We start from the raw sequence: 19,964 nt of genomic DNA, 5'->3' as shown, positions 1-19,964 counted from the left end.
GGTAACCATTCCCTGTGTTGTCATACTTCCAAACACGCAAACATGACAACACGAAAGACCGGGCTTATGCTGATTTTCCTGGCGCTCTCCGGCACTGCCGTTGCCCAGCAAAAGGATGATGCCACCCTCATTTCCCGCCCCGCCGATGTGGGCCTGATCTATCCGCTGAGCACCAACGGCACGGCGGCTGCGCAATACAGCAACAGGTTCTCCCTGCAGGCGCTGGCCGGCGTATCGGGCGCCGTGCAGGGCAGCGCTTTTGCCGGCATTGCCAATATCGTCAAAGGGAATGCCGACGGCGCCGTCTTTGCCGGTATCGCCAACCTCATCGGGGGTCGCGCCCGCGGCGGGCAGTTCGCCGGCATCCTGAACGCCGTTAAAGAAGACGTCACCGGCTTCCAGGCCGCCGGCCTGGTCAATACCGCCGGCAGTCTGAACGGCGTACAGGCGGCAGGGTTAGCCAACATTATCCGCGGCAAGAGCCGGGCCGTTCAGGTGGGCGGCCTCTTCAACAAGGCCGACGAAGCCCGCGCCCAGCTGGCCGGCCTGGTCAACAAGGCCGGGAAGGTAAAAGGCGTACAGATCGCCGGCCTGCTGAATATCGCCGACAGCAGCGACTACCCCATCGGCTTCGTCAACATCATAAAGACCGGCGATAAAAGCATCGGTATCAGCACCGATGAAACGCTGAACGGGCTGCTGAGCTTCCGCTCGGGAGGAAGGGTCCTCTACGGCATACTGGGAGCCGGCTATAACCTGAAAACGGACTACGACCTGTATGCCGTTCAGGCGGGCATCGGGGCGCATCTGCTGAACAGCGGGCGCTTCCGGCTCAATGCCGAAGGCACGCAGCTCTTCCAGATGGATCTCAAAGGCAATAACAGTCTCCGCTATACGCTGCACGTGCTTCCGGAAATAAACCTCACCGGGCGGCTGGCGCTGTATGCCGGGCCGACCGTCAACCTGCTGATCGATTACTCCGACGATAAGTTCACCGGGCAGACCGATCATTACTTCTGGAGCACCCGCCGCCGGGATCATTTCCTCGGTGCCTGGATCGGCGTTGCGGGAGGACTGAAGTTTATGCTCTAACCCGGGTATGCTCATCCAAAAACCGATAACATGGAAAAACACCGACCGGAAGCTTTTGCACTGATCACCGGTGCAGGGCGGGGACTGGGCAGGGCCTTTGCCACCGCGCTGGCCAAAAAGGGGATCAACGTGCTGCTGACCGCGCTGCCGGGAGAAGGACTGGACGCCTTCTGTACCGGATTGAAAGCGCAGTACTGCATACGCGCAGAATACTTCGAATGCAACCTCACGCGGGAAGAGGACCTTTCCCGGCTTGTCCGTTGGGTAAAAGAAAACTTTACCCTCAACATCCTCATCAACAATGCGGGCATCGGCGGCACATCGGAATTTGAAAAGGTACATGCAGATTTTCTCAACGATATGATCCTGCTGAATGTCCGCGCCACCGTGATGCTGACGCACCAGCTCCTGCCTTTGCTGCGGCGCAGCAAGGCCGCCTGGATCCTGAACGTGTCGAGCATGGCCTCCTTCTCCCCCATCGGTTATAAGACCGCCTATCCCGCTTCAAAGGCCTTCGTGCTGCATTTTTCGAGGGGGCTCTACGAGGAGCTGCGGGGCTCTGGAATATTTGTCAGCGTGGTGCACCCCGGACCGATGAAGACGAACAGCGATGTGGCCATGCGGATCGAGAAGCAGGGCCGGCTGGCGAGGCTGAGCCTGGTGGCCCCGGAGGTGATCGCCGAAAAGTCCATCCGGCAGCTGTTTAAAAAAGACTCGCTCATCCTCATCGGCTGGATGAACAAGATCAACTGGCTGCTGATGAAGACCATTCCCATATGGATCCGGCTGCCCCTGATCACCCAGATCGTAAAAAGGGAAATATCCTTATCACCGGTTAAAACCATCAATCATGAAAGTATTGGTTACGGGAGCCAACAGCTTGCTGGGGGCCAATGTGATCGCTGAGCTGCTCCGCCGGGACATCGCCGTACGCGGCATGGCCAGGTCCGCGAAAAAAATACCCCTGCGGCACGAGCGGCTGGAAGCCTGGACGGGCCGGATCACCGAAAAAAGCGAAGTGCTGTCCGCCGTTCGTGGGTGCGATACCGTTATCCATATCGCCGCCTGCACCGATCCCGGATCGCTGCGGTATGCGGACTACACCTTTGTCAACGTGCTGGGCACCCGGCATATCCTGGAGGCGGCCAAGACCTATGGCGTCAAACGTGTTATCCTGGTCAGCTCCGCCAACACCCTGGGCTATGGTACGGCCGAAGCGCCGGGGACCGAAGCGCTCGGCTTCCGTTACCCCTTCACCCGCTCGCACTATGCCCGCAGCAAGCATGCCGCGCAGACCTGGGCGCTGCAGCTCCCCGAGCAGGACCGGGGAGATATCATCGTGGTAAACCCTACCTTTATGATCGGGGCTTACGACAGCCGGCCCAGCTCCGGCGCGATAGTGCTGCGGGGCTATAAAAGAAAGGTGGTCTTCGTGCCGCCGGGCGGTAAGAACTTTATCCATGTGCACGACGCCGCCGCGGCCATCTGTAATGCGCTGACGGCCGGCCGGAACCGGGAGTGCTACTTGCTCGCCAACGAGAACATGAGCTACCGGGAGTTTTACCGGCGGCTGAACGAGGTGACCCACAGCCGGAGCCTCATCATCACCCTGCCGCGGACGGTATTGCTTACCGCGGGGGCGCTGGGGAGCCTGCTGGCCCGGCTGGGCATGCGGACGGCGCTGCGTTACAACAACATGCGCATCCTCTGTGTGCGAAATTATTACAGCAGCATGAAGGCCGTACGCGAGCTGGGGCTGCCGCAAACCCCGGTCCGGGAGGCCATCTCGGATGCCGTGGCCTGGTTCCGCGAAGCGGGCATGCTGAAAAGCTGAGACCGGAAAGACAGCCGGCACCCTTTTTGTTCACCCTAAAGCCTACACCATGAAAAATATCCGCTTACCCTACACGGCAGGACTGCTGCTCATCGCCGGGCTTTTCCCCGGACGTCTGAGCGCGGGGGATTTCAAGCTGGTCAAGCAGGACCGCTCCATTTCGCTGTATGAAAGATGGATCCCGGCCAAAAGCGGGGAGAAGGTCCGGGAGCTGAAAGCGGTTTTCAGCGTGCATGCGGACCCGGCTTCCGTTACCCGGCTGCTGACCGATGCAGACCGGGGCATCCGCTGGAATACGGCCGCCAAAACCTACGAGGTGCGGCGCGCTGCGGACACCGACAGCTGGGTCACCTATATCCGTTACGATATTCCCTGGCCTTTCGACGACCAGGACTGCTGTCTCCGCTTCCATGCCGCCCGGGATGCAGCCGGGCAGCTTTCGGGAGAGATCACCTTCAGCAGCATTGCAGATCCCCGCTTTCCCCGCATGAACGGGGTGGACCGTACCACCGGCACACGGGGCCGGTGGCTGATCGACGAGCAGGACGGCGGCATGCTGAAGATCACCTATTTCATCACGACAGACCGCAGCAAAAAAGTGCCCCGCTGGGTCTCTGACCCGATCATCCACGATCATATTTTCAGCAGCATGACCGCCTTCAAAAACCTGCTGGAGCAATAGTTATATCCTGATAATCATATGTATAAGCACCAATAGCCGCCTTGTGGCACCATCTTTGCAAACGGGGTGTTAAAGACAACCGTTATGCGTGTCAAAAAAGCAGGCTGGGCAGTCAGAGCAGGATTGACCGTTCTTTTAATGGGCATGATGGCGATGACCGCCCGCTCCCAGGCAAGGATCGGTATCCGCGGCGGGCTGAACCTGGCCAATGTGACAACCGATAAGGACGGGAACACCGATAATTCACACCTATTGCCGTCTTTTAACGCCGGTGTATTTGCCGATCTTCCGCTGGCCGACGAGCTGGCCCTGCAACCCGGCATACTGCTCAACGGCAAAGGATCGAAGGTAAATATCCGCAGCGGGGCGCTGAACACCGATATGGATATCCGGATGAATCCGCTTTACCTGGAAGTGCCGGTAAACTTTGTCGGTAAGATACCCATCTCCGCCGACGGCGATACCCGGTTGTTGCTGGGCGCAGGTCCCTATGCGGCTTTCGGGATAGGCGGCAACGTGAGAACCAAGGGGACCTTCCTTGGCGGCGATGTGGATGAGAAATCGTCTATCGAATGGGATGACGACACCCCTTTCTCAAATGACGACAGGAACCAGGGCTGGAACAAGCTCAAACGCTTTGATTACGGCGCCAACCTGATGGCCGGCTTTCAATTTGACAACGTAGGGATAACGGCCAATTACGGTCTTGGCCTGGCCAACATTCATTCGGGTTCCGATAACGACAATAGCGAATGGAAAAGCCGTAACCGGGTATGGAGCATTTCGCTAAATTACCTGTTTGATGACTAAATGTCAGAAACCCGGAAATTTTTCCGGAAATTTGCACTTGGCACTGTATTCGCTATTGTAAGCCGATAAAAAATTAAGAATAATATAACCGTTTTGTTTAGGCCTTTCAGCCATTGTTTGTTAACCAGTTTTTGTTTGTAACCTTTAACTTAAAAAAAATTTATGATGAAAAAATGGTATTTAGCGGTTGCCGCCATGCTGATTGCAGGTACAACCTTCGCCCAGACCACTTTTGGTCTCCGGGTGGGTCCTAACTTCTCCAGCGCCACCCAAAAGGTCGACGGAGAGAAAGAGACCAGTAAGATCATTACCGGGGTGGCTGGCGGCGCATATGCCAATATCCCCATCGCCACCGATTTTTACATCCAGCCGGCGCTGCAGTACGAAGGCAAGGGCGGAAAGGCGAAGGACTTCGACGTAACCACCCGTCTTAACTACCTGACCCTGCCGATCGACTTCGTATACAAACCCGAAATGGGCGACGGCAGCAACTGGATCGTAGGCGTAGGTCCGTATTTGGGTTACGGCCTCGGCGGGAAAGTAAAAGGCGGAGATGAAACGACCAGCGACCAGGATCCCTTCGACAGCGAATTCGGTCTGAAGCGTTTCGACGCGGGCGCCAACGTACAGGTAGGCTATGAGTTCAACAACGGGTTCAACATCGGGCTGAATACCGAGCTCGGTCTGCTGAACCTGGTACAGGACGGCGATAACGACAATTCCTTCCGGAATACCTCTTTCGGGGTGAGCGTCGGCTATACCTTCCGCCGCTAAGCAATAGCGCAGGCAAGCAAAAAAACAGAACCCGGTTCCGCCATGGGCAGGACCGGGTTTTTTGTATAAAAAAATATCCGTTCTCCGGGGAAGATCTCTTTTCGGGGGAGGCCCCTGCCGGGTCAGACCAGCTCCTTCACCACCTCGTGTATGACGCGTGGCTTGCCCAATGTGTAGTAATGCAGCGCCGGCACGCCGGCTTTCTTCAGCTCCCGGCTTTGCGCCAGCAGCCATTCTTTCCCAACCTGCTCCACTTCCGCATCGGTCTTGCAGGCCTCTATCGCGTGGGTAAGATCGGTGGGCAGATCGATATGAAAAGTGCGGGGCAGCACCGAAAGCTGCCGTTTGGTGGTGATGGGCTTCAGCCCGGGTATGATGGGCACGGTAATGTCCATACTCCGGCAGCGCTCCACAAAATCGAAATATTTTTTGTTGTCGAAAAACATCTGCGTGGTGATGTAATCGGCGCCCTTTTCCACCTTCTGTTTGAGGAAGCAAAGATCGCTGTCGAGGTTCGGCGCTTCGAAATGCTTTTCGGGATAACCCGCCACACCGATGCAGAAATCGGTCTTTACCCCGTCCTGCAGATCGTCTTCGAGGTAATGGCCCTGGTTCATGTTCACCACCTGCTCCAGCAGCTCCACCCCGTAGTGATGCCCGTCGGGCTCGGGGGTAAAAAAGGCCTCGTTGCGCGTGGCGTCGCCGCGGAGCACCAGCACGTTGTCGATGCCCAGGAAGTTGAGATCGATCAGCGCATTCTCCGTCTCCTCCTTGCTGAAGCCGCCGGCGATCAGGTGCGGCACGGCATCCACCTGGTAATGGTTCATGATGGCCGCGCAGATGCCCACCGTGCCGGGGCGCTTCCGCACCTCCACCTTTTCAAAGGTGCCGTCGCTGCGCTTTTTAAAGATATATTCGCTGCGGTGGTAGGTGACGTTGATAAAGGCCGGCCTGAACTCCATCAGGGGGTCCAGGTGGTTGTATATCGAATCGATGCTCTTGCCTTTTAAAGGCGGCAGCACCTCGAATGAGATCAGCGTATCTTTCGCCCGGCTGATATGTTCGGTGATCTTCATGGAATGGCAAAGGAAGTTTGGGCCGTCTGTCCCCGGCAAATTTTTTGCAAACCTACGCGAATTGGTACGAAAAGCAAAAGATAGTTTGGGCCGCGTACCGCCGGGGGCGCCCGTTACCCCGTTCCGTTTGAAATCACTATTTTTGTAGTTGCTAAACAGTAACCCTTGAGGATATATACCAATGAGCTGGTAAAGCGCTACCGCAGCCGTACGGTGGTCAACCATGTGTCGGTGGAGGTGACGCAGGGCGAGATCGTGGGCCTGCTCGGGCCGAACGGGGCCGGCAAGACCACCACCTTTTACATGGTGGTGGGGCTGATCAAGCCGGATGAGGGACGCGTGTTCTGCGACGATGAGGACATTACCCGCCTGCCCATGTACAAGCGCGCGCAGATGGGGATCGGCTACCTGCCGCAGGAAGCCTCCGTATTCCGCAAGCTCAGCGTGGAAGACAATATCTCGGCCGTGCTGGAGATGACCAGGCTGACGCGGGCGGAGCAGCTGAAGAAGCGGGACGGCCTGCTTGAAGAGTTCCACCTCGAGCATGTCCGGAAAAGCCCCGGCGATGTGCTCAGCGGGGGCGAGCGGCGCCGTACCGAGATCGCGCGGGCGCTGGCGGTGGACCCCAAGTTCATCCTGCTGGACGAGCCCTTTGCCGGGATCGACCCCATCGCCGTGGAAGACATCCAGATGATCGTGGCCCGCCTGAAATACAGGAACATCGGCATACTCATCACCGACCATAATGTGCAGGAAACCCTCTCCATCACGGACCGGGCCTATCTGCAGTTTGAAGGCAAGATACTGAAGTCCGGCACCGCCGAAGAGCTGGCCGCCGATCCGCAGGTGCGGCTGGTATACCTCGGCCAGAACTTTGAGCTGCGGCGGAAGAATTTATTGGATCACGTTTCCCAGTCATCAACCTAATGCGTGTAACGATCCTATGAAATTACTCAGTCCTGCTATATCCCGGCTCGCGCGGTGGCGCCTGGCGCGCATGGAGCGTTTTCTGCAATACCCGCTGGAGACGCAGGATCAGCTTTTTCACCACCTGATCAGCGCCGCCCAGTATACGGAATACGGCAAGAAATACGGCTTCTCCAAGATCTATACCATCCGCGAGTATAAACGGCAGGTTCCGGTTTGTAATTACGAAACGCTGCAGCCATATATCCGGCGGATCATGGCCGGAGAGCAGAACATCCTGTGGAATACCCCCGTCAAGTGGTTTGCCAAATCCAGCGGCACCACCAGCGATAAAAGCAAGTTCATCCCCGTCAGCCAGGAAAGCCTCAGCGAAGGGCACTACCGCTCCGGCAAGGACGTGCTGTCCCTCTATTACCGCAACTTTCCGGAATCCGATCTGATGACCGGCAAAACGCTGGTGATCGGCGGCAGCCACCAGGTGAACCAGCTGAACGAGGCTTCCTTTTACGGCGACCTCAGCGCGGTGATGCTGCAGAACATGCCCCTGTATGCGCAGCTGGCCCGCACGCCCGATCTCTCCATCGCCCTCATGGACAAGTGGGAGGAAAAGATCGAGCGCATGGCGCATGCCACCATGCATGAAAACGTGATGAGCATCGCCGGGGTGCCGACCTGGACCATCGTGCTGATCAAGCGCCTGTTCGAGCTGACAGGCACCGACAACCTGGCGGATATCTGGCCCAACATCGAGCTTTATATCCACGGCGGCGTCAGCTTTACCCCTTACCGGGAGCAGTTCAAAAAGCTGATCCGCTCCCCCCTGATGCGCTACCTCGAGACCTATAACGCCTCCGAAGGATTCTTTGCCGCGCAGGACCAGGTGCTGGACGACGAAGGACTGCTGCTTTTCCTGAACCACGGTATCTACTACGAGTTCATGCCCATGGAGGAATACGGCAAGGACCATCCGCAGACCCTGCAGCTCAACGAGGTGGAGACCGGCGTCAACTATGCCCTGGTGATCAGCACCAACGGCGGGCTCTGGCGCTATATCGTGGGCGATACCGTACAGTTCACCACCCGCTATCCCTTCCGCATCCGCGTCACGGGCCGGACCCGCTGCTTTATCAACGCTTTCGGCGAAGAGCTGATCGTAGAGAATGCGGACAAGGCCGTGGCGGCAGCCTGTGCCGAAACGGGCGCCGTGCTGAACGACTATACGGCGGCGCCGGTGTATTTCAGCGACGGGGACAACGGCGCGCACGAATGGCTGATCGAGTTCGACAAGCCGCCCGCCGACCCGCAGCGCTTCACGCAGGCGCTGGACCGGGTGCTGCAGGAGGTGAACTCCGACTACGAAGCCAAACGGTATAAAAATATTGCGCTCCGGCTACCGGAAGTGCATATCCTGGCCCCCGGCACGTTCAACAGCTGGCTCAAGCACAAAGGAAAGCTGGGTGGGCAGCACAAGGTGCCCCGCCTGAGCAACGACCGGCATTATGTGGACGAAGTGCTGGATTTTATCAGCCGGACCAACAAACAGCCGGCCGTCTGAGATTGTATATTGACATAACACATACCGATTAAACCTGATCCTACTATGCAACTACTCGAGAAGCAGGTGGCCCTGGTCACCGGCGGCAGCCGCGGCATCGGCGAAGCCGTTGCCCTGAAGCTGGCCGAACACGGGGCGGACATCGCCTTTACCTATGTGAGCGACAATTCGGCCGCAAAGGCCAAAGAGCTGGAAGAACGGCTGCAGGCCTACGGCGTAAAAGCCCGCGGCTGGAAGTCTAACGCCGGCGCATATACGGAGTGTGAACAGCTGGTGAAAGAAGTGCTGGAAGCCTTTGGTAAGATCGACATACTGGTGAACAACGCCGGCATCTCCCGGGACAACCTCCTGCTCCGTCTCAGCGAGGACCAGTGGGACGATGTGATGCAGATCAACCTCAAAAGCGTATACAACCTCACCAAGCAGGTGATCCGCCCCATGATGAAGGCGCGCAGCGGCAGCATCATCAACATGAGCTCCATCATCGGCATAAAAGGCAATGCGGGGCAAAGCAGCTATGCGGCTTCCAAGGCGGGCATTATCGGCTTCACCAAATCCGTGGCCCAGGAGCTGGGCAGCCGGAACATCCGTTGCAATGCGGTGGCTCCCGGTTTTGTGGAAACCGACATGACCCAGTATCTTAAGGAAGGGGACGCCGCGAAAAGCTATATCGAAAAAATCCCGCTGGGCCGTTTCGGCAAGGGCGAGGATATCGCCGACGCCGTGCTCTTCCTGGCTTCCCCGCTCAGCAGCTATATCACCGGCCAGGTGCTCAGCGTCTGCGGCGGCCTGAGCATGTGAGGGGTGGGAGATTAACGCTTCCTGCTTGTTTTCTTTGCTTTTTTATTGAAATCGAGGGCCAGGTTCACCCAGCGGCCAAGGTCCGCTTGGGTCCGTAGTGCGTCTTCGCTGATATAGACGTATCCCCGGTATTTCCGGCCGCCCATAAGGACGGTCTCGCAACCTTTTCTTTGGATGGCGGCTTCATGAACGGCCGGGTCGATGCGGCACATGATCCGGTCCGGGCCCGCGGTGAGACACATCTTCCCGTTGACCATAAAGGCCAGTCCGCCGAACATCTTTTTCTCTTCCACATCGGGTAAGTGAGCAAGCGCCTGCCGGAGCCTGTCTGCTAAATGTTCGCTGTAAGCCATGACCGGAACCTCCTTAAGGGTTGTTTTGATGATGGACAATAACCCGCTTCGCGGTTAACCGTACTAAGATACAAAGTTATGGTTCATCTGCCAGCACCCGGGCCAGCTCGTCCACACCCAGCCGCTTGGCGATTATTTTTTTGTCCGCATTCAGGAGGTACACTACCGGGGTCATATATACGTCGTAAAGGCGGCGGTAGCCCGTACGGTTATCCGGGTCCCGCGCATGCGTCCATCCTTCGAGGTGATGCGTTTCGATAAACTTCTTCCAGGCGGCAGGGTCGTCGCCGGTCAGCACCCCCAGCATCCCGACCCCTTTTTGCCGCCAGCTGGTCCGCCAGGCGGAGTCGAGCCGGGGCACCTCCTGCTGGCAATGGCTGCAGTCGGGGTCCCAGAAAACCAGCAGGGTATAACGGGAAGGCATATCCCACAGCTTCACCGTCTTCCCGTCGAGCCCGGTCAGCAGCAGGTCCGGCGCTTTGTTGCCGATGAGGTTAGGCGCTATCCGCGCCGCGCGGTCGACGAGCTTGCGGGTCTGCTCCTGGTCCAGCCAGGTCGCCTGCCCGGTCATGTAATACTGCTCCACGAGGTGCACGAATACCGCATCCATGCCCATGTAGGGAGAGTTGCCAAAGGTGCGGCTGAGCCACCAGAGGGTGAACTTAAAGACCTCGGGGCTGGCCTTGGCCCGGGCGAGGAGCCGGTCGGCCTCCGCATTGATGGTATCGGGCTGCGCGGGCACCAGACGGCGGAAGTAGTGCTCCAGCCGTGTTTCGAGGATGGGGGTATGCACGAGCCGGCTGTCTGAAAAAGCAACGCCGTCCCAGTAATGCGCGCGCAGGTAACGGTAGCGCGCCGTACTGTCGTGTCCGGCAGCGCCCCGGTCGCCGGCGGCGCCATCCCCGGCCTCCTGCGCAGGGTCCTGCATGGCGCGGAACAGGGCGGCCATCAGCGTGCCGGGATGTGCTTTTGCAAACTGCTGCCGGTACGCGCGGATCTGCCGGAAAGCATCTTGGCTTAGCCGTTGCCGTTGTACGCTGTCCGCCGGCAGGTTGCGCAGGGCGGCCTGCTGTTTTTGTAGGAAGCGGTTGTACTCCGCAAACCATTCGTTATCCGGAGAGCCGGAGAAGCGGGTCTGCAGCCTGCCCCCGGCCGTATCGGCCTGTATCCGGAAATGCTGCTGCCTGTCGAGCAGGAATTCGAAGTACCGCTGCTTGCCGGGCAGCAGGATAAAATAGATGCCGCCGGGCAGCGCCGTATCACCCCGGAACACGGCCGTACCCTGACCGTCCATACGGGCGGAATCCAGCACATAAGTCTGGCTGCCGTAATAATTGCCCAGGTACAGCAGGCTGTCGTGATAGCCGGCTACCTGCACGGTGAGGGCATGCCCCGGCTGCTGGGCTGCCACGCGGGCGAACAAGCCGGCGCAAAAGAGTATGACAAAAAAATAACGCATGGCGGATAACGCCGCAAAGCTACGTCAAAAGCGGGCAAGGCAAAAAGGGATCCGGCGGGAGACAGCGGCGGCAGGTTTCCGAGGCGGCATCCGGCGACGGACCCCGGAGTTTTTCTGAGCGGAATCGTAACTTCGGCAGGAATAACGGTCGCTCCTCTATGAAAAAGTTCCTCCGCATCCTGGCCATCGTCGTCGCCGTGCTCCTCATCCTGTATATCGCCGGTCCGCGCGAGCATGTGCAGGACCTCTCCGGTCCCCTGCCGGCCGTGCCGCAGCAGGCGGCGGCGCTCGACACCTTTGTACAAAACCGGGAAGCCCGCGTGCCCGGGCTAAAGCCGGACAACGAGGCGCGCATCATCTGGGCGGACCCGGCACAGCCGCAAAAAACGCGTTACAGCATCGTGTACCTCCACGGCTTCGGGGCCAGCTGGGCCGAGGGAGCGCCGGTGCACCGGCAGCTGGCGAAGACCTTTGGCTGCAACCTCTACCTCTCCCGGCTGGCGGAGCACGGCATCGACCGGCCGGATGCCTTCAGCCGGCTGACGGCGCAAAGCCTGGTGGCTTCGGCGCGGGAGGCCCTGGCCGTCGGCGAGGCCCTCGGCGACAGCGTCATCCTGATGGGCACCTCCATGGGCGGCGCGCTCATCCTGTACCTCGCTTCGGAGCATCCCGAGCTGAAGGCCGTGATCGTCTATTCCCCGCTGGTGGAGGACTTCGGTCACCAGCTGCCTTTCCTGTTCAAGCCCTGGGGCACGAAGCTGCTGCAGCTCGTGAATTTTAAGGGCAAAAGCGAGCAGCATGTGGAGCGCCCCACGGCGGCGGAGCGGCAGTACTGGTCGGAGAATTTCCATGTGAACGCTTACCGCTCCCTGGCGGTGCTGGCGCAGAGCACCATGCACGACAGCACTTTTCAAAAGATCCGCCGCCCCCTTTTCCTCGGCTATTACTACCGCGACAGCATCCACCAGGACAGCACGGTATCGGTGGCCGCCGAGCTGCACATGTTCGATGCGCTGGCTACGCCGGCGGGAGAAAAGGAGAAAAAGGCCTTCCCCCGGGCCGGCGATCATGTGATCGGCTCCTATATCCGCTCCGGCGACGTGGACGGCGTGTTCCGGGCCACGGCCGATTTCCTGGAAACGAGGGCCGGGCTGCAACCCGCGGCGCAGCTCCGCGACACGACAGCCATCGCCCCTCCGCCCGCCCGCGAATAACCGCAAGGGCCGCAGCCACACAATTTGTTACCTTTGCGGGCGTGAGAAAGAAAACAGTCCGTATACTGGAAAACGTAACGGTGAGCGATTATGCGGCGGAAGGCCGTTCCCTGGCGCGGGTGGACGGGAAGGTCTGCTTTATCAGCGGGGCCGTTCCCGGCGATGTGGTGGATGTGCGCGTGGTGAAGAGCAAGAAGGACTGGGCGGAGGGTTATGCCGTGCAGTTCCACGCCTACTCCCCGCAGCGCACCGACCCTTTCTGCGCGCATTTCGGGACCTGCGGCGGCTGCAAGTGGCAGATGCTGCCCTACGAAGCGCAGCTGCGGTACAAGCAGCAGCAGGTGGAGCAGCACCTGCAGCGCATCGGTCACCTAACGCTGCCCCCGGCGGAGCCCATCTGCGGCGCCGCGGAGACCGTCCGCTACCGCAACAAGCTGGAATTCACCTTCAGCGACCGGGCTTACCTGGACGCCGAAGCCTTTGCCCGGCAGCAGGAAGCGGGCACGCCGCCCGCTCCGGCCTTAGGCTTCCATATCCCCGGGCTGTTCGACAAGGTGCTGGATATCGCCGAATGCCACCTGCAGGAAGAGCCGAGCAACCGCATCCGCAACACGGTGCGGGCCTACGCGCTGGCGCAGGGATTGCCCTTTTACAACCTGCGCACCCACGAAGGATGGCTGCGCAACCTCATCATCCGCAACAGCACCACCGGCGGGCTGATGGTGAACCTCTGCCTGCACCACGAGGACAAGGCGGCGCGGGAGGCCCTGCTGGACCACCTGCTCCGCGAGGTGCCTGCCATCACCACGCTGCTGTATACCCTCAACCCGAAGCGCAACGACAGCATCTTCGACCTGGAGCCGGTAACCTACTACGGGGAAGGCTATATCCGGGAGCAGCTGGAAGATTTCACGTTCAAGATCGGACCGAAATCGTTTTTCCAGACCAATACCCGGCAGGCGGAGCAGCTGTACGGTATCGTGCGCGATTTTGCGGGACTGCAGGGCACGGAGACGGTGTACGACCTGTACTGCGGCACCGGCAGCATCGGCATCTTCCTGAGCCGGCAGGCCGCGCGGATCACCGGCGTGGAGCTGATCGGAGAGGCGGTGCGCGATGCCAGGGAGAATGCGGCGGTGAACAAAGTGTCCAATGCCCTGTTCTTTGAAGGAGACGCTGCGGAGATCTGCACGCCGGACTTCTTTGCGGCGCAGGGCCTGCCCGATGTGGTGATCACCGATCCGCCGCGGGCGGGCATGCACGAGAAGCTGGTGCGGCAGCTGCTGGAGATGCAGGCGCCGAAGGTGGTGTATGTGAGCTGCAACCCCGCCACGCAGGCGCGGGACCTGCAGCTGCTGAGCGAAAGATACCGGGTGAGCCGTTACCGGCCGGTGGACATGTTCCCGCATACCCATCATATCGAGAACGTAGCCCTGTTGGAATGGAATCCCTAATTTTACGGATCAAACGGCTGCTGACCTGGTGGTGGCGGATGCTGAAAGCATTTTTTTCGAACCCGCTGCGTTTTACGGTCACGGCCTTTACACAATTAAAAACAAATATGTCAGAGTTCAGACCCGGCGGCTTCCGGATTTTACCCCCGATCGTCAAAAACCTCCTGATCATCAACGTGCTGGTATTCCTCATTCAGGAGGCCAGCCTGCGCGTTTTTCATTACCCGCTGGAAACCCTCTTTGCGCTGCATTACTGGCAGTCGGAGCTGTTCCGCCCCTACCAGCTGATCACGCACCTGTTCATGCACGGCTCTATCGGGCACATCTTTTTCAACATGTTCGCCCTGTGGATGTTCGGCAGTATCCTCGAGAACACCTGGGGACCGAAGCGCTTCCTGATCTTTTATTTCATTTGCGGCATCGGCGCGGCACTATGCTTCCTGGGCGTGGAGACCATCCAGTACCACCGGCTGACGGAGGGTTACCTACAGGGCGCGGTATCGGCGATGGAGCTGCAGGGCTTCCTGTATTCCCCCACGCTGGGTGCATCGGGCGCCATCTTTGGGCTGCTGGTAGCCTTCGGCTATCTTTTCCCGAACAGCCTGATCTATCTTTACTTTTTTGTACCCATCAAGGCCAAGTGGTTCGTGATCGGGTATATCGTGCTGGAGCTGTGGTCCGGCATGCAGAACAACCCCCACGACAACGTGGCGCATTTTGCGCACCTGGGCGGGGCGCTGTTCGGCTTTATCATGCTGAAGATATGGGGCCGGAACCGGCATCGTTTTTACTAAGCGGCGGAGACCCATCCCTGTTTTTTTGATAACCCTGTTGATCCAAAATTGTCGTAATTTGTTGATTATTCAGGGAGACGAGCGTTATGCGTACCATGACCAGAAAATTTGAAGCGCGCCGGAGGTTCAGCCTGGGCAGCAACCACAATATGGTGGTGCGGCTGATCCTGGTCAATGCCATCGTATTTACCGCGATCAGCTTTATCAAGGTGATCTACCTGCTCACGGGGCAGGCGGAGGGCCATTTTATGGGCGAGGTGCTGCCCTGGCTGGTGTTGCCGGCAGAGCCGGCCCAGCTGCTGCGCCATCCCTGGACGCTCCTGAGCTACATGTTCGTGCACATCAGCATCTGGCAGCTGCTGGGCACGGCCATCTGGCTGTGGTGGTTCGGGGATATCCTGCAGGGATTGGCGGGGCACCGCCGCATCCTGCCGCTGTACCTTTTCGGGGGGCTGGCGGGCGCGGTGTTCTTCCTGGCGGCCTATGCCGTTTTCCCGGGGCTGCAGGCCACGCGCACTATTGCCGACACGGCCGGCATCGGGGCCGGGGCCAGCGTGATCGCCATCGTAGCCGCGGCCACCACGCTGGCGCCCCGCTATAAGGTATTTCCCATGCTGCGGGGCGGTATTCCGCTGTATGTGGTCGCGATCATTTATGTGGTGCTGGATGTGGTCGGCTACCAGGGGCGGGCGCCGCTGAGCTATCTTCCCGCGCTGGCGGGGGGCGCATTCTTAGGCTTCCTTTTTATCCGGCTGCTGCAGCGGGGGCACGATCCGGGCGCAGGCCTGAACCGCCTGCTTTACCGCGCCGGCCACCTGCTGGATCCGCAGGACCGGCCGCAGCTGCGGGCACGGAAAGGAGGGCGGGCCTTCTATAAGCAGCATGTGCCGCCCTATCGCAAGTCGGTCCGCCCTTCTTCCGGGAAGGTGGACGAGCTGCTGGACAAGATCAACCAATCCGGATACGATTCGCTGAGCCAGGAGGAAAAGGACATCCTGCTCCGGGCCAGCCGGCAGGACAACGAAACGGTGTAATAACGTGAAATGGTTCCGGTTCCTCACCAAGCGTTTCTTTATCGTCGTGCACCTGCTGGTGGTGGCGCTTTTCCTGCTGGCCTGCCTGGTCCCCTATGTGAATGCCGCTTATTTCTGGCCCATCAGCTTCCTGGGGCTGGCCTTCCCGTTCCTGCTGGGGATATTGCTCCTGTTTATCCTTTTCTGGATCATCTTCGATCTGAAGTACACCCTGCTGTCGCTGGTGGCCCTGTTCATGGGCTGGCAGTCGATCGCCGTGCTGGTGGCCTTCCGCCTGCCCGGCGCCGGCAGCGCCGACAGCAGTGTTGCGGATCCCATCACGGTGCTGAGCTATAACGTTAATTATTTCAAGGATTTTTCAAAGGGCACCACCGGCAAGGAAAACCGGCAGCTGCGCGCCGATATGCTGGACCTGATGGAGGAGCAGCATCCGGATATCGCCTGCCTGCAGGAGTTTTACACTTCGGAGGATCCGCACGATTTCAACAACCGGGAGGCCATTTCCGCGCGGATGAAGCTGCCGTACCGGTATTTCAGCAGCGATCACAATTTCCAGAACAACCACTCGGGCGTGATCATCTTTTCGCGGTATCCCATCCTGCATGCGCGCAAGGTGAAGCTCCTGGAAAGCTCCAACAGCGAGAGCGTGGTATATGCCGATGTGGTGCGGGGCAGCGATACGCTGCGGGTGTTCACCATGCACCTGCAGTCCGTTTACCTCAGCCACGAGGACCGGCAGCGCATCGAGCAGCTGAAGCGGCAGGACACCTCGCTGGCCGCCTCGCGGCCCATCCTCGAAAAGCTGAGCCGGGCATTCCTGAAGCGGCAGCAGCAGGCGCGGACAGTGGCGGAGGAGATCGCCAAGAGCCCTTACCCCGTGATCCTCTGCGGGGATTTCAACGACACGCCTAACTCATACGCCTACTTCAAGATCCGCGGCAAGCTGCAGGACGCTTTCCTGAAGAAAGGCTGGGGCATCGGGCCCACCTATGCCTACATCTCGCCCACGCTGCGCATCGACTATATCTTTGCGGACGCCCGCTTCCGGGTGGAGGCCTTTCACCGGGTGCCCCGCAGGCTTTCCGACCACTATCCCATCGTGACGCAGCTCAGCCTCGAAAAGAAAAAATGAGCCGCCCCGAAAAAATCATCTTCCTTTTGAACAACGATTTTGCTTTTTGAACAACTTTTTTGTGCTCCGGACAAATATTTTTTTATTCAAATGCATTTTTTTATTGCTGATGCGGGCATAAGGCTGTATATTGGGTATACGCCGTTATGGCACACTGACACCCTTTGTTACTCCGTCATGTCTTTACCTTACCGATGGAAAAAAATTTACGATAGCGCCAGCAGCTATATCCTTACTCACCTGGACGAGCGGCTCAGCATCGATTCCCTGTGCCGGATGCAGGCGGTAAGCCCCTACCTGCTGCAGCAATCCTTCCGTGCGGCTACGGGCCTTTCCGTGCACGTCTTTATCCGCAGGATGCGATTGCGGAAGGCGGCCCGGATGATGCGGCGTACCCCCCTGCCGTTGAAGAACATCGCCCTGCGGGTAGGTTTTCATTCGTTTAGCAGCTTCAACCATGCTTTCCGGAAAGCATACGGCTGTATCCCCAGCGTCTATCGCGACAAAGGCGGAAAATGATCTTTCGTTTGAACAACGATCCACCGGTTTGAACAACGATCCGTCCGTTTAAACAAATCCTTCTCTTTTCGACAAGCGAATTCCCTTGGCAGCAGGGCCTCTCCGGCCTTACCTTTACCGCAGACGCCAGACAGGCTTTTCCTCCGCTACGGCTTTCACGCTTCAGACCGGCTCCAATCCAAATCGGTATTCATCCTTTAAAGCAAGCTTTATTTCCTGTTTTTTAACCTGTGCCCTTATGAAACGTTCCTGGATCATAGAAGCCATCATCGCAGCACTCTTATTGTTATTCTCCTACGCGGCACTGAGCAAAATGCTGGATTACGACAAGTTCGTATTCCAGATGCAATTATCTCCCTGGCATATGCTGAAAACATACGCTCCTGTACTGGGGTGGCTGGTCCCCATCACAGAATTAGGCATTGTAGCGCTCCTCCTGATCCCACGTCTGCGGGTGACAGGGTTATACGCTTCTTTATGCCTGATGATCATCTTCGAGGGATATATCACTACAATGCTGTTATCCGGTCTGGACCTTCCCTGTACCTGCGGGGGATTGATTTCCCGTATGAGCTGGCCCCAGCATCTAATATTCAATGCTTTCTTTATCCTGATCAGCCTGACGGCCATCTTATTACACCAAAAAATAAAACGACAAGGAGCGTTTGTTTCCCCTTTCGATAAAGCATCACCTTTTTCGCGCGCGTAACAGGTACCGCTCCTGTAAAAGCGGGGTTATTCATTCCATCATTTCACTTTAAATCCATTTATTATGAAAAAGTTAAAAGTAAGCCTCACTGCACTGGCCCTGACGGCCGGAGTTGCCGGGGCATTTGCCGCCACATCAAGCCAGCCCATTGGTCAGCTGGATGAGTTCTCCTATGTAAAATCCGGAAGCCCTAATTTTACGGGAACCAGGGAACAAGCACAGGACAATTATGATTGCCATGGCCAGACCAATATATGTGCTTTGGCATATGATCCCGGATTTGCCGGCGATGGAAATCACAGACAACCAAGCCAGGACATCTTTCTTAACGATTAGTATTAAGAAAGTCGAAGGAAAAAGGCCGGTTGCTATGAACCGGCCTTTTCATTCGTTCAGCAAAAGTTATTTGTCCCGAATGACTACTACTTCAACCTTTCGCCTGGCTTTAATCAATTCAAACCCAAGCCTGGCAAAACCTTCCTGGAGCCGTTTTATATTCAGAACTCCATGTTGCGAGTCTATATTGTAGTTAATATCTATATCCACCGGCTCAGAATTCACGGTTTCATTCAAGATCGGGTCATAAAAGTTATCAAAATTAATAAAATCAACAATCTCCTGAATAGTCATTTTTCTGAACCCGTTAACAACGCCAAACTTCGCCAATATATCCTTCTGTGCAGTATGACTCTTGAGATGTCTGCTGACCTCCCTTTTATTAACCAGCACATAACAATCCATTTCACGACTTTCTATGCGCCCAGTAACATCCAAAGCTTTATTCAGATCATTGAGCATACGGGAATAAAATTCCTCGGGGGATACATAGCCAGGAAGCGACAATTCATAGCAATATGTCCCTTTCCCTTTGAGTGAAAATTCATCCATCGTTTTGTAAGGAGATCCTTTATATATATTGGGCGGCACCCAATCAGCAGAATCCTTTACCTCAAAAACAATCCTATTTCTGTTGGCATAAGCTACTTTGCCCTCGAAGGCAGCCCATAAGAAAAGTCCGGAAAGAAGATTATTAAACCGGAATATCCTTCTGATTTTATAGTCTCCTGATAAATGCGAAAGCATAGGAAGCCCATTATATTTAATATCAGCCGAACCTCCCCCCGGGAGTCCCGGCCGGTAACCGGTTAATACGGATCTGAATATGAAGTCGCTGTCTCCCGTTTTGAAAGGTTCTTGCGCATTAAAATTCATTACATCCCGCTTAACATGTAAGTCCACTTTATCATTAAGAATTGCTGCTTTTATATTTTCCTTTGTGATATCGTCGCTCCCGGTAATCGCGATAACCACGCCCGCTGAATTCACCCAAACTTCATGAGGGATCGTCCTATGGGGAAATAATGCATGCAGAACGGAATCATGAAACAAATAAGGTAAATCCAACCGCCTTAGATCCTCATGCTTCGTAAAGAATGTTTCAACCGTATTTCTTCGTTCATAGGTCAACGGCAATACCGACAACTTATCCGGGAACTCCGACTTTAATGCCGCTAATTTGGGCAATGCTTTAATACAAGGTGCGCACCAGGTTGCCCAGAAATCCAATATAAGTACTTTCCCTTCATAGAAGGAAGATAGCTTTACAGCATCACCATCAATATATACAGATATATCCGGCAGATGATCTCCTATCTTCAAAGTTTTCCTATCCTGGGCAATTAATGACGACGGGATCAACCACATCAGCAAGCAGAGACTATATATTCCGATATTATATTTCATAA

Annotated in this window: 21 protein-coding genes; 17 read left to right on the top strand and 4 right to left on the bottom strand. The window is 57.1% G+C overall.

All coding sequences use genetic code 11. The annotated features are described in order from the left end of the window. The first annotated feature begins 42 nt into the window (after window positions 1-42). From ABD851_RS14870 to ABD851_RS14845, 6 genes are all read left to right on the top strand, one after another. Window positions 43-1,092 carry a hypothetical protein gene (locus ABD851_RS14870; RefSeq protein WP_344980679.1) on the top strand — a complete coding sequence of 350 codons (1,050 nt, stop codon included), beginning with the start codon at window positions 43-45 and terminating at the stop codon, window positions 1,090-1,092. A 30-nt stretch (window positions 1,093-1,122) separates the two neighbouring features. Beyond that, entirely contained in the window at window positions 1,123-1,998 is an 876-nt protein-coding gene (locus tag ABD851_RS14865) for an SDR family NAD(P)-dependent oxidoreductase (RefSeq protein ID WP_344980677.1), read from the top strand. After that, window positions 1,943-2,926 carry an NAD-dependent epimerase/dehydratase family protein gene (locus ABD851_RS14860; RefSeq protein ID WP_344980675.1) on the top strand — a complete coding sequence of 328 codons (984 nt, stop codon included), beginning with the start codon at window positions 1,943-1,945 and terminating at the stop codon, window positions 2,924-2,926. The genes ABD851_RS14865 and ABD851_RS14860 overlap by 56 nt, the downstream gene beginning before the upstream one ends. A gap of 49 nt (window positions 2,927-2,975) precedes the next feature. Beyond that, the gene (locus tag ABD851_RS14855; protein ID WP_344980673.1) at window positions 2,976-3,608 is read left to right on the top strand and encodes an SRPBCC family protein; all 633 of its coding nucleotides are present in this window, start codon (window positions 2,976-2,978) and stop codon (window positions 3,606-3,608) included. Window positions 3,609-3,692: 84 nt separating this feature from the next. Then, entirely contained in the window at window positions 3,693-4,418 is a 726-nt protein-coding gene (locus ABD851_RS14850; protein WP_344980671.1) for a porin family protein, read from the top strand. Window positions 4,419-4,583: 165 nt separating this feature from the next. Next, entirely contained in the window at window positions 4,584-5,192 is a 609-nt protein-coding gene (locus tag ABD851_RS14845; RefSeq protein WP_344980669.1) for a porin family protein, read from the top strand. Between the two features lie 122 nt (window positions 5,193-5,314). On the opposite strand, the gene ABD851_RS14840 is transcribed toward ABD851_RS14845, so the two are convergent. Further along, window positions 5,315-6,268 (bottom strand): methylenetetrahydrofolate reductase, encoded by a 954-nt coding sequence (locus tag ABD851_RS14840; RefSeq protein WP_344980667.1) that lies wholly within the window; start codon window positions 6,266-6,268, stop codon window positions 5,315-5,317. 165 nt (window positions 6,269-6,433) lie between these two features. Between ABD851_RS14840 and lptB the strand changes: the two genes are divergently transcribed. From lptB to fabG, 3 genes are read left to right on the top strand one after another with little or no spacing between them, the layout of a single operon-like run. Next, a complete protein-coding gene (gene lptB / locus ABD851_RS14835; RefSeq protein ID WP_344980665.1) occupies window positions 6,434-7,195 on the top strand; it encodes an LPS export ABC transporter ATP-binding protein in 762 nt (253 codons plus the stop codon). A gap of 16 nt (window positions 7,196-7,211) precedes the next feature. Continuing rightward, window positions 7,212-8,750 (top strand): GH3 auxin-responsive promoter family protein, encoded by a 1,539-nt coding sequence (locus ABD851_RS14830; protein ID WP_344980663.1) that lies wholly within the window; start codon window positions 7,212-7,214, stop codon window positions 8,748-8,750. Window positions 8,751-8,795: 45 nt separating this feature from the next. Continuing rightward, on the top strand, window positions 8,796-9,551 hold the full coding sequence (gene fabG / locus ABD851_RS14825; RefSeq protein WP_344980661.1) for a 3-oxoacyl-[acyl-carrier-protein] reductase: 756 nt from the start codon (window positions 8,796-8,798) through the stop codon (window positions 9,549-9,551). Window positions 9,552-9,562: 11 nt separating this feature from the next. On the opposite strand, the gene ABD851_RS14820 is transcribed toward fabG, so the two are convergent. Next, entirely contained in the window at window positions 9,563-9,904 is a 342-nt protein-coding gene (locus ABD851_RS14820; RefSeq protein ID WP_344980659.1) for a TfoX/Sxy family protein, read from the bottom strand. A 76-nt stretch (window positions 9,905-9,980) separates the two neighbouring features. Then, complete coding sequence (locus ABD851_RS14815; RefSeq protein WP_344980657.1) at window positions 9,981-11,363, bottom strand: redoxin domain-containing protein; 1,383 nt, start codon at window positions 11,361-11,363, stop codon at window positions 9,981-9,983. A gap of 158 nt (window positions 11,364-11,521) precedes the next feature. Here ABD851_RS14815 and ABD851_RS14810 point away from each other — a divergent pair, with 158 nt between their 5' ends. The 8 genes from ABD851_RS14810 to ABD851_RS14775 all read left to right on the top strand — a co-directional run bounded on the left by ABD851_RS14810 (window position 11,522) and on the right by ABD851_RS14775 (window position 18,555). After that, window positions 11,522-12,577, top strand: a complete 1,056-nt coding sequence (locus ABD851_RS14810; protein WP_344980655.1) for an alpha/beta hydrolase — start codon at window positions 11,522-11,524, stop codon at window positions 12,575-12,577. A gap of 41 nt (window positions 12,578-12,618) precedes the next feature. Beyond that, window positions 12,619-14,031: a 23S rRNA (uracil(1939)-C(5))-methyltransferase RlmD gene (gene rlmD / locus ABD851_RS14805; RefSeq protein ID WP_344980653.1), complete on the top strand. Its 1,413-nt coding sequence runs from the start codon at window positions 12,619-12,621 to the stop codon at window positions 14,029-14,031. 107 nt (window positions 14,032-14,138) lie between these two features. Next, window positions 14,139-14,825, top strand: a complete 687-nt coding sequence (locus ABD851_RS14800; protein WP_344980651.1) for a rhomboid family intramembrane serine protease — start codon at window positions 14,139-14,141, stop codon at window positions 14,823-14,825. 95 nt (window positions 14,826-14,920) lie between these two features. Further along, window positions 14,921-15,859: a rhomboid family intramembrane serine protease gene (locus ABD851_RS14795; RefSeq protein ID WP_344980649.1), complete on the top strand. Its 939-nt coding sequence runs from the start codon at window positions 14,921-14,923 to the stop codon at window positions 15,857-15,859. 4 nt (window positions 15,860-15,863) lie between these two features. Next, complete coding sequence (locus tag ABD851_RS14790; protein ID WP_344980647.1) at window positions 15,864-16,991, top strand: endonuclease/exonuclease/phosphatase family protein; 1,128 nt, start codon at window positions 15,864-15,866, stop codon at window positions 16,989-16,991. 177 nt (window positions 16,992-17,168) lie between these two features. Next, a complete protein-coding gene (locus ABD851_RS14785; RefSeq protein WP_344980645.1) occupies window positions 17,169-17,510 on the top strand; it encodes a helix-turn-helix domain-containing protein in 342 nt (113 codons plus the stop codon). 238 nt (window positions 17,511-17,748) lie between these two features. Continuing rightward, window positions 17,749-18,219 carry a MauE/DoxX family redox-associated membrane protein gene (locus ABD851_RS14780; RefSeq protein WP_344980643.1) on the top strand — a complete coding sequence of 157 codons (471 nt, stop codon included), beginning with the start codon at window positions 17,749-17,751 and terminating at the stop codon, window positions 18,217-18,219. A 63-nt stretch (window positions 18,220-18,282) separates the two neighbouring features. Further along, on the top strand, window positions 18,283-18,555 hold the full coding sequence (locus tag ABD851_RS14775; RefSeq protein ID WP_344980641.1) for a DUF6520 family protein: 273 nt from the start codon (window positions 18,283-18,285) through the stop codon (window positions 18,553-18,555). Window positions 18,556-18,621: 66 nt separating this feature from the next. Here the strand turns inward: ABD851_RS14775 and ABD851_RS14770 are convergent, their stop codons facing one another. Further along, window positions 18,622-19,962, bottom strand: coding sequence for a TlpA family protein disulfide reductase (locus tag ABD851_RS14770; protein WP_344980640.1), 1,341 nt, complete (start codon window positions 19,960-19,962; stop codon window positions 18,622-18,624). Between the last annotated feature and the right edge of the window lie 2 nt (window positions 19,963-19,964).

The organism is Compostibacter hankyongensis (assembly GCF_039541075.1).
Lineage (GTDB): Bacteria > Bacteroidota > Bacteroidia > Chitinophagales > Chitinophagaceae > Compostibacter > Compostibacter hankyongensis.
Note: the sequence above shows the minus strand (reverse complement) of the source record. Positions and strands in the feature narration are given on the sequence as shown.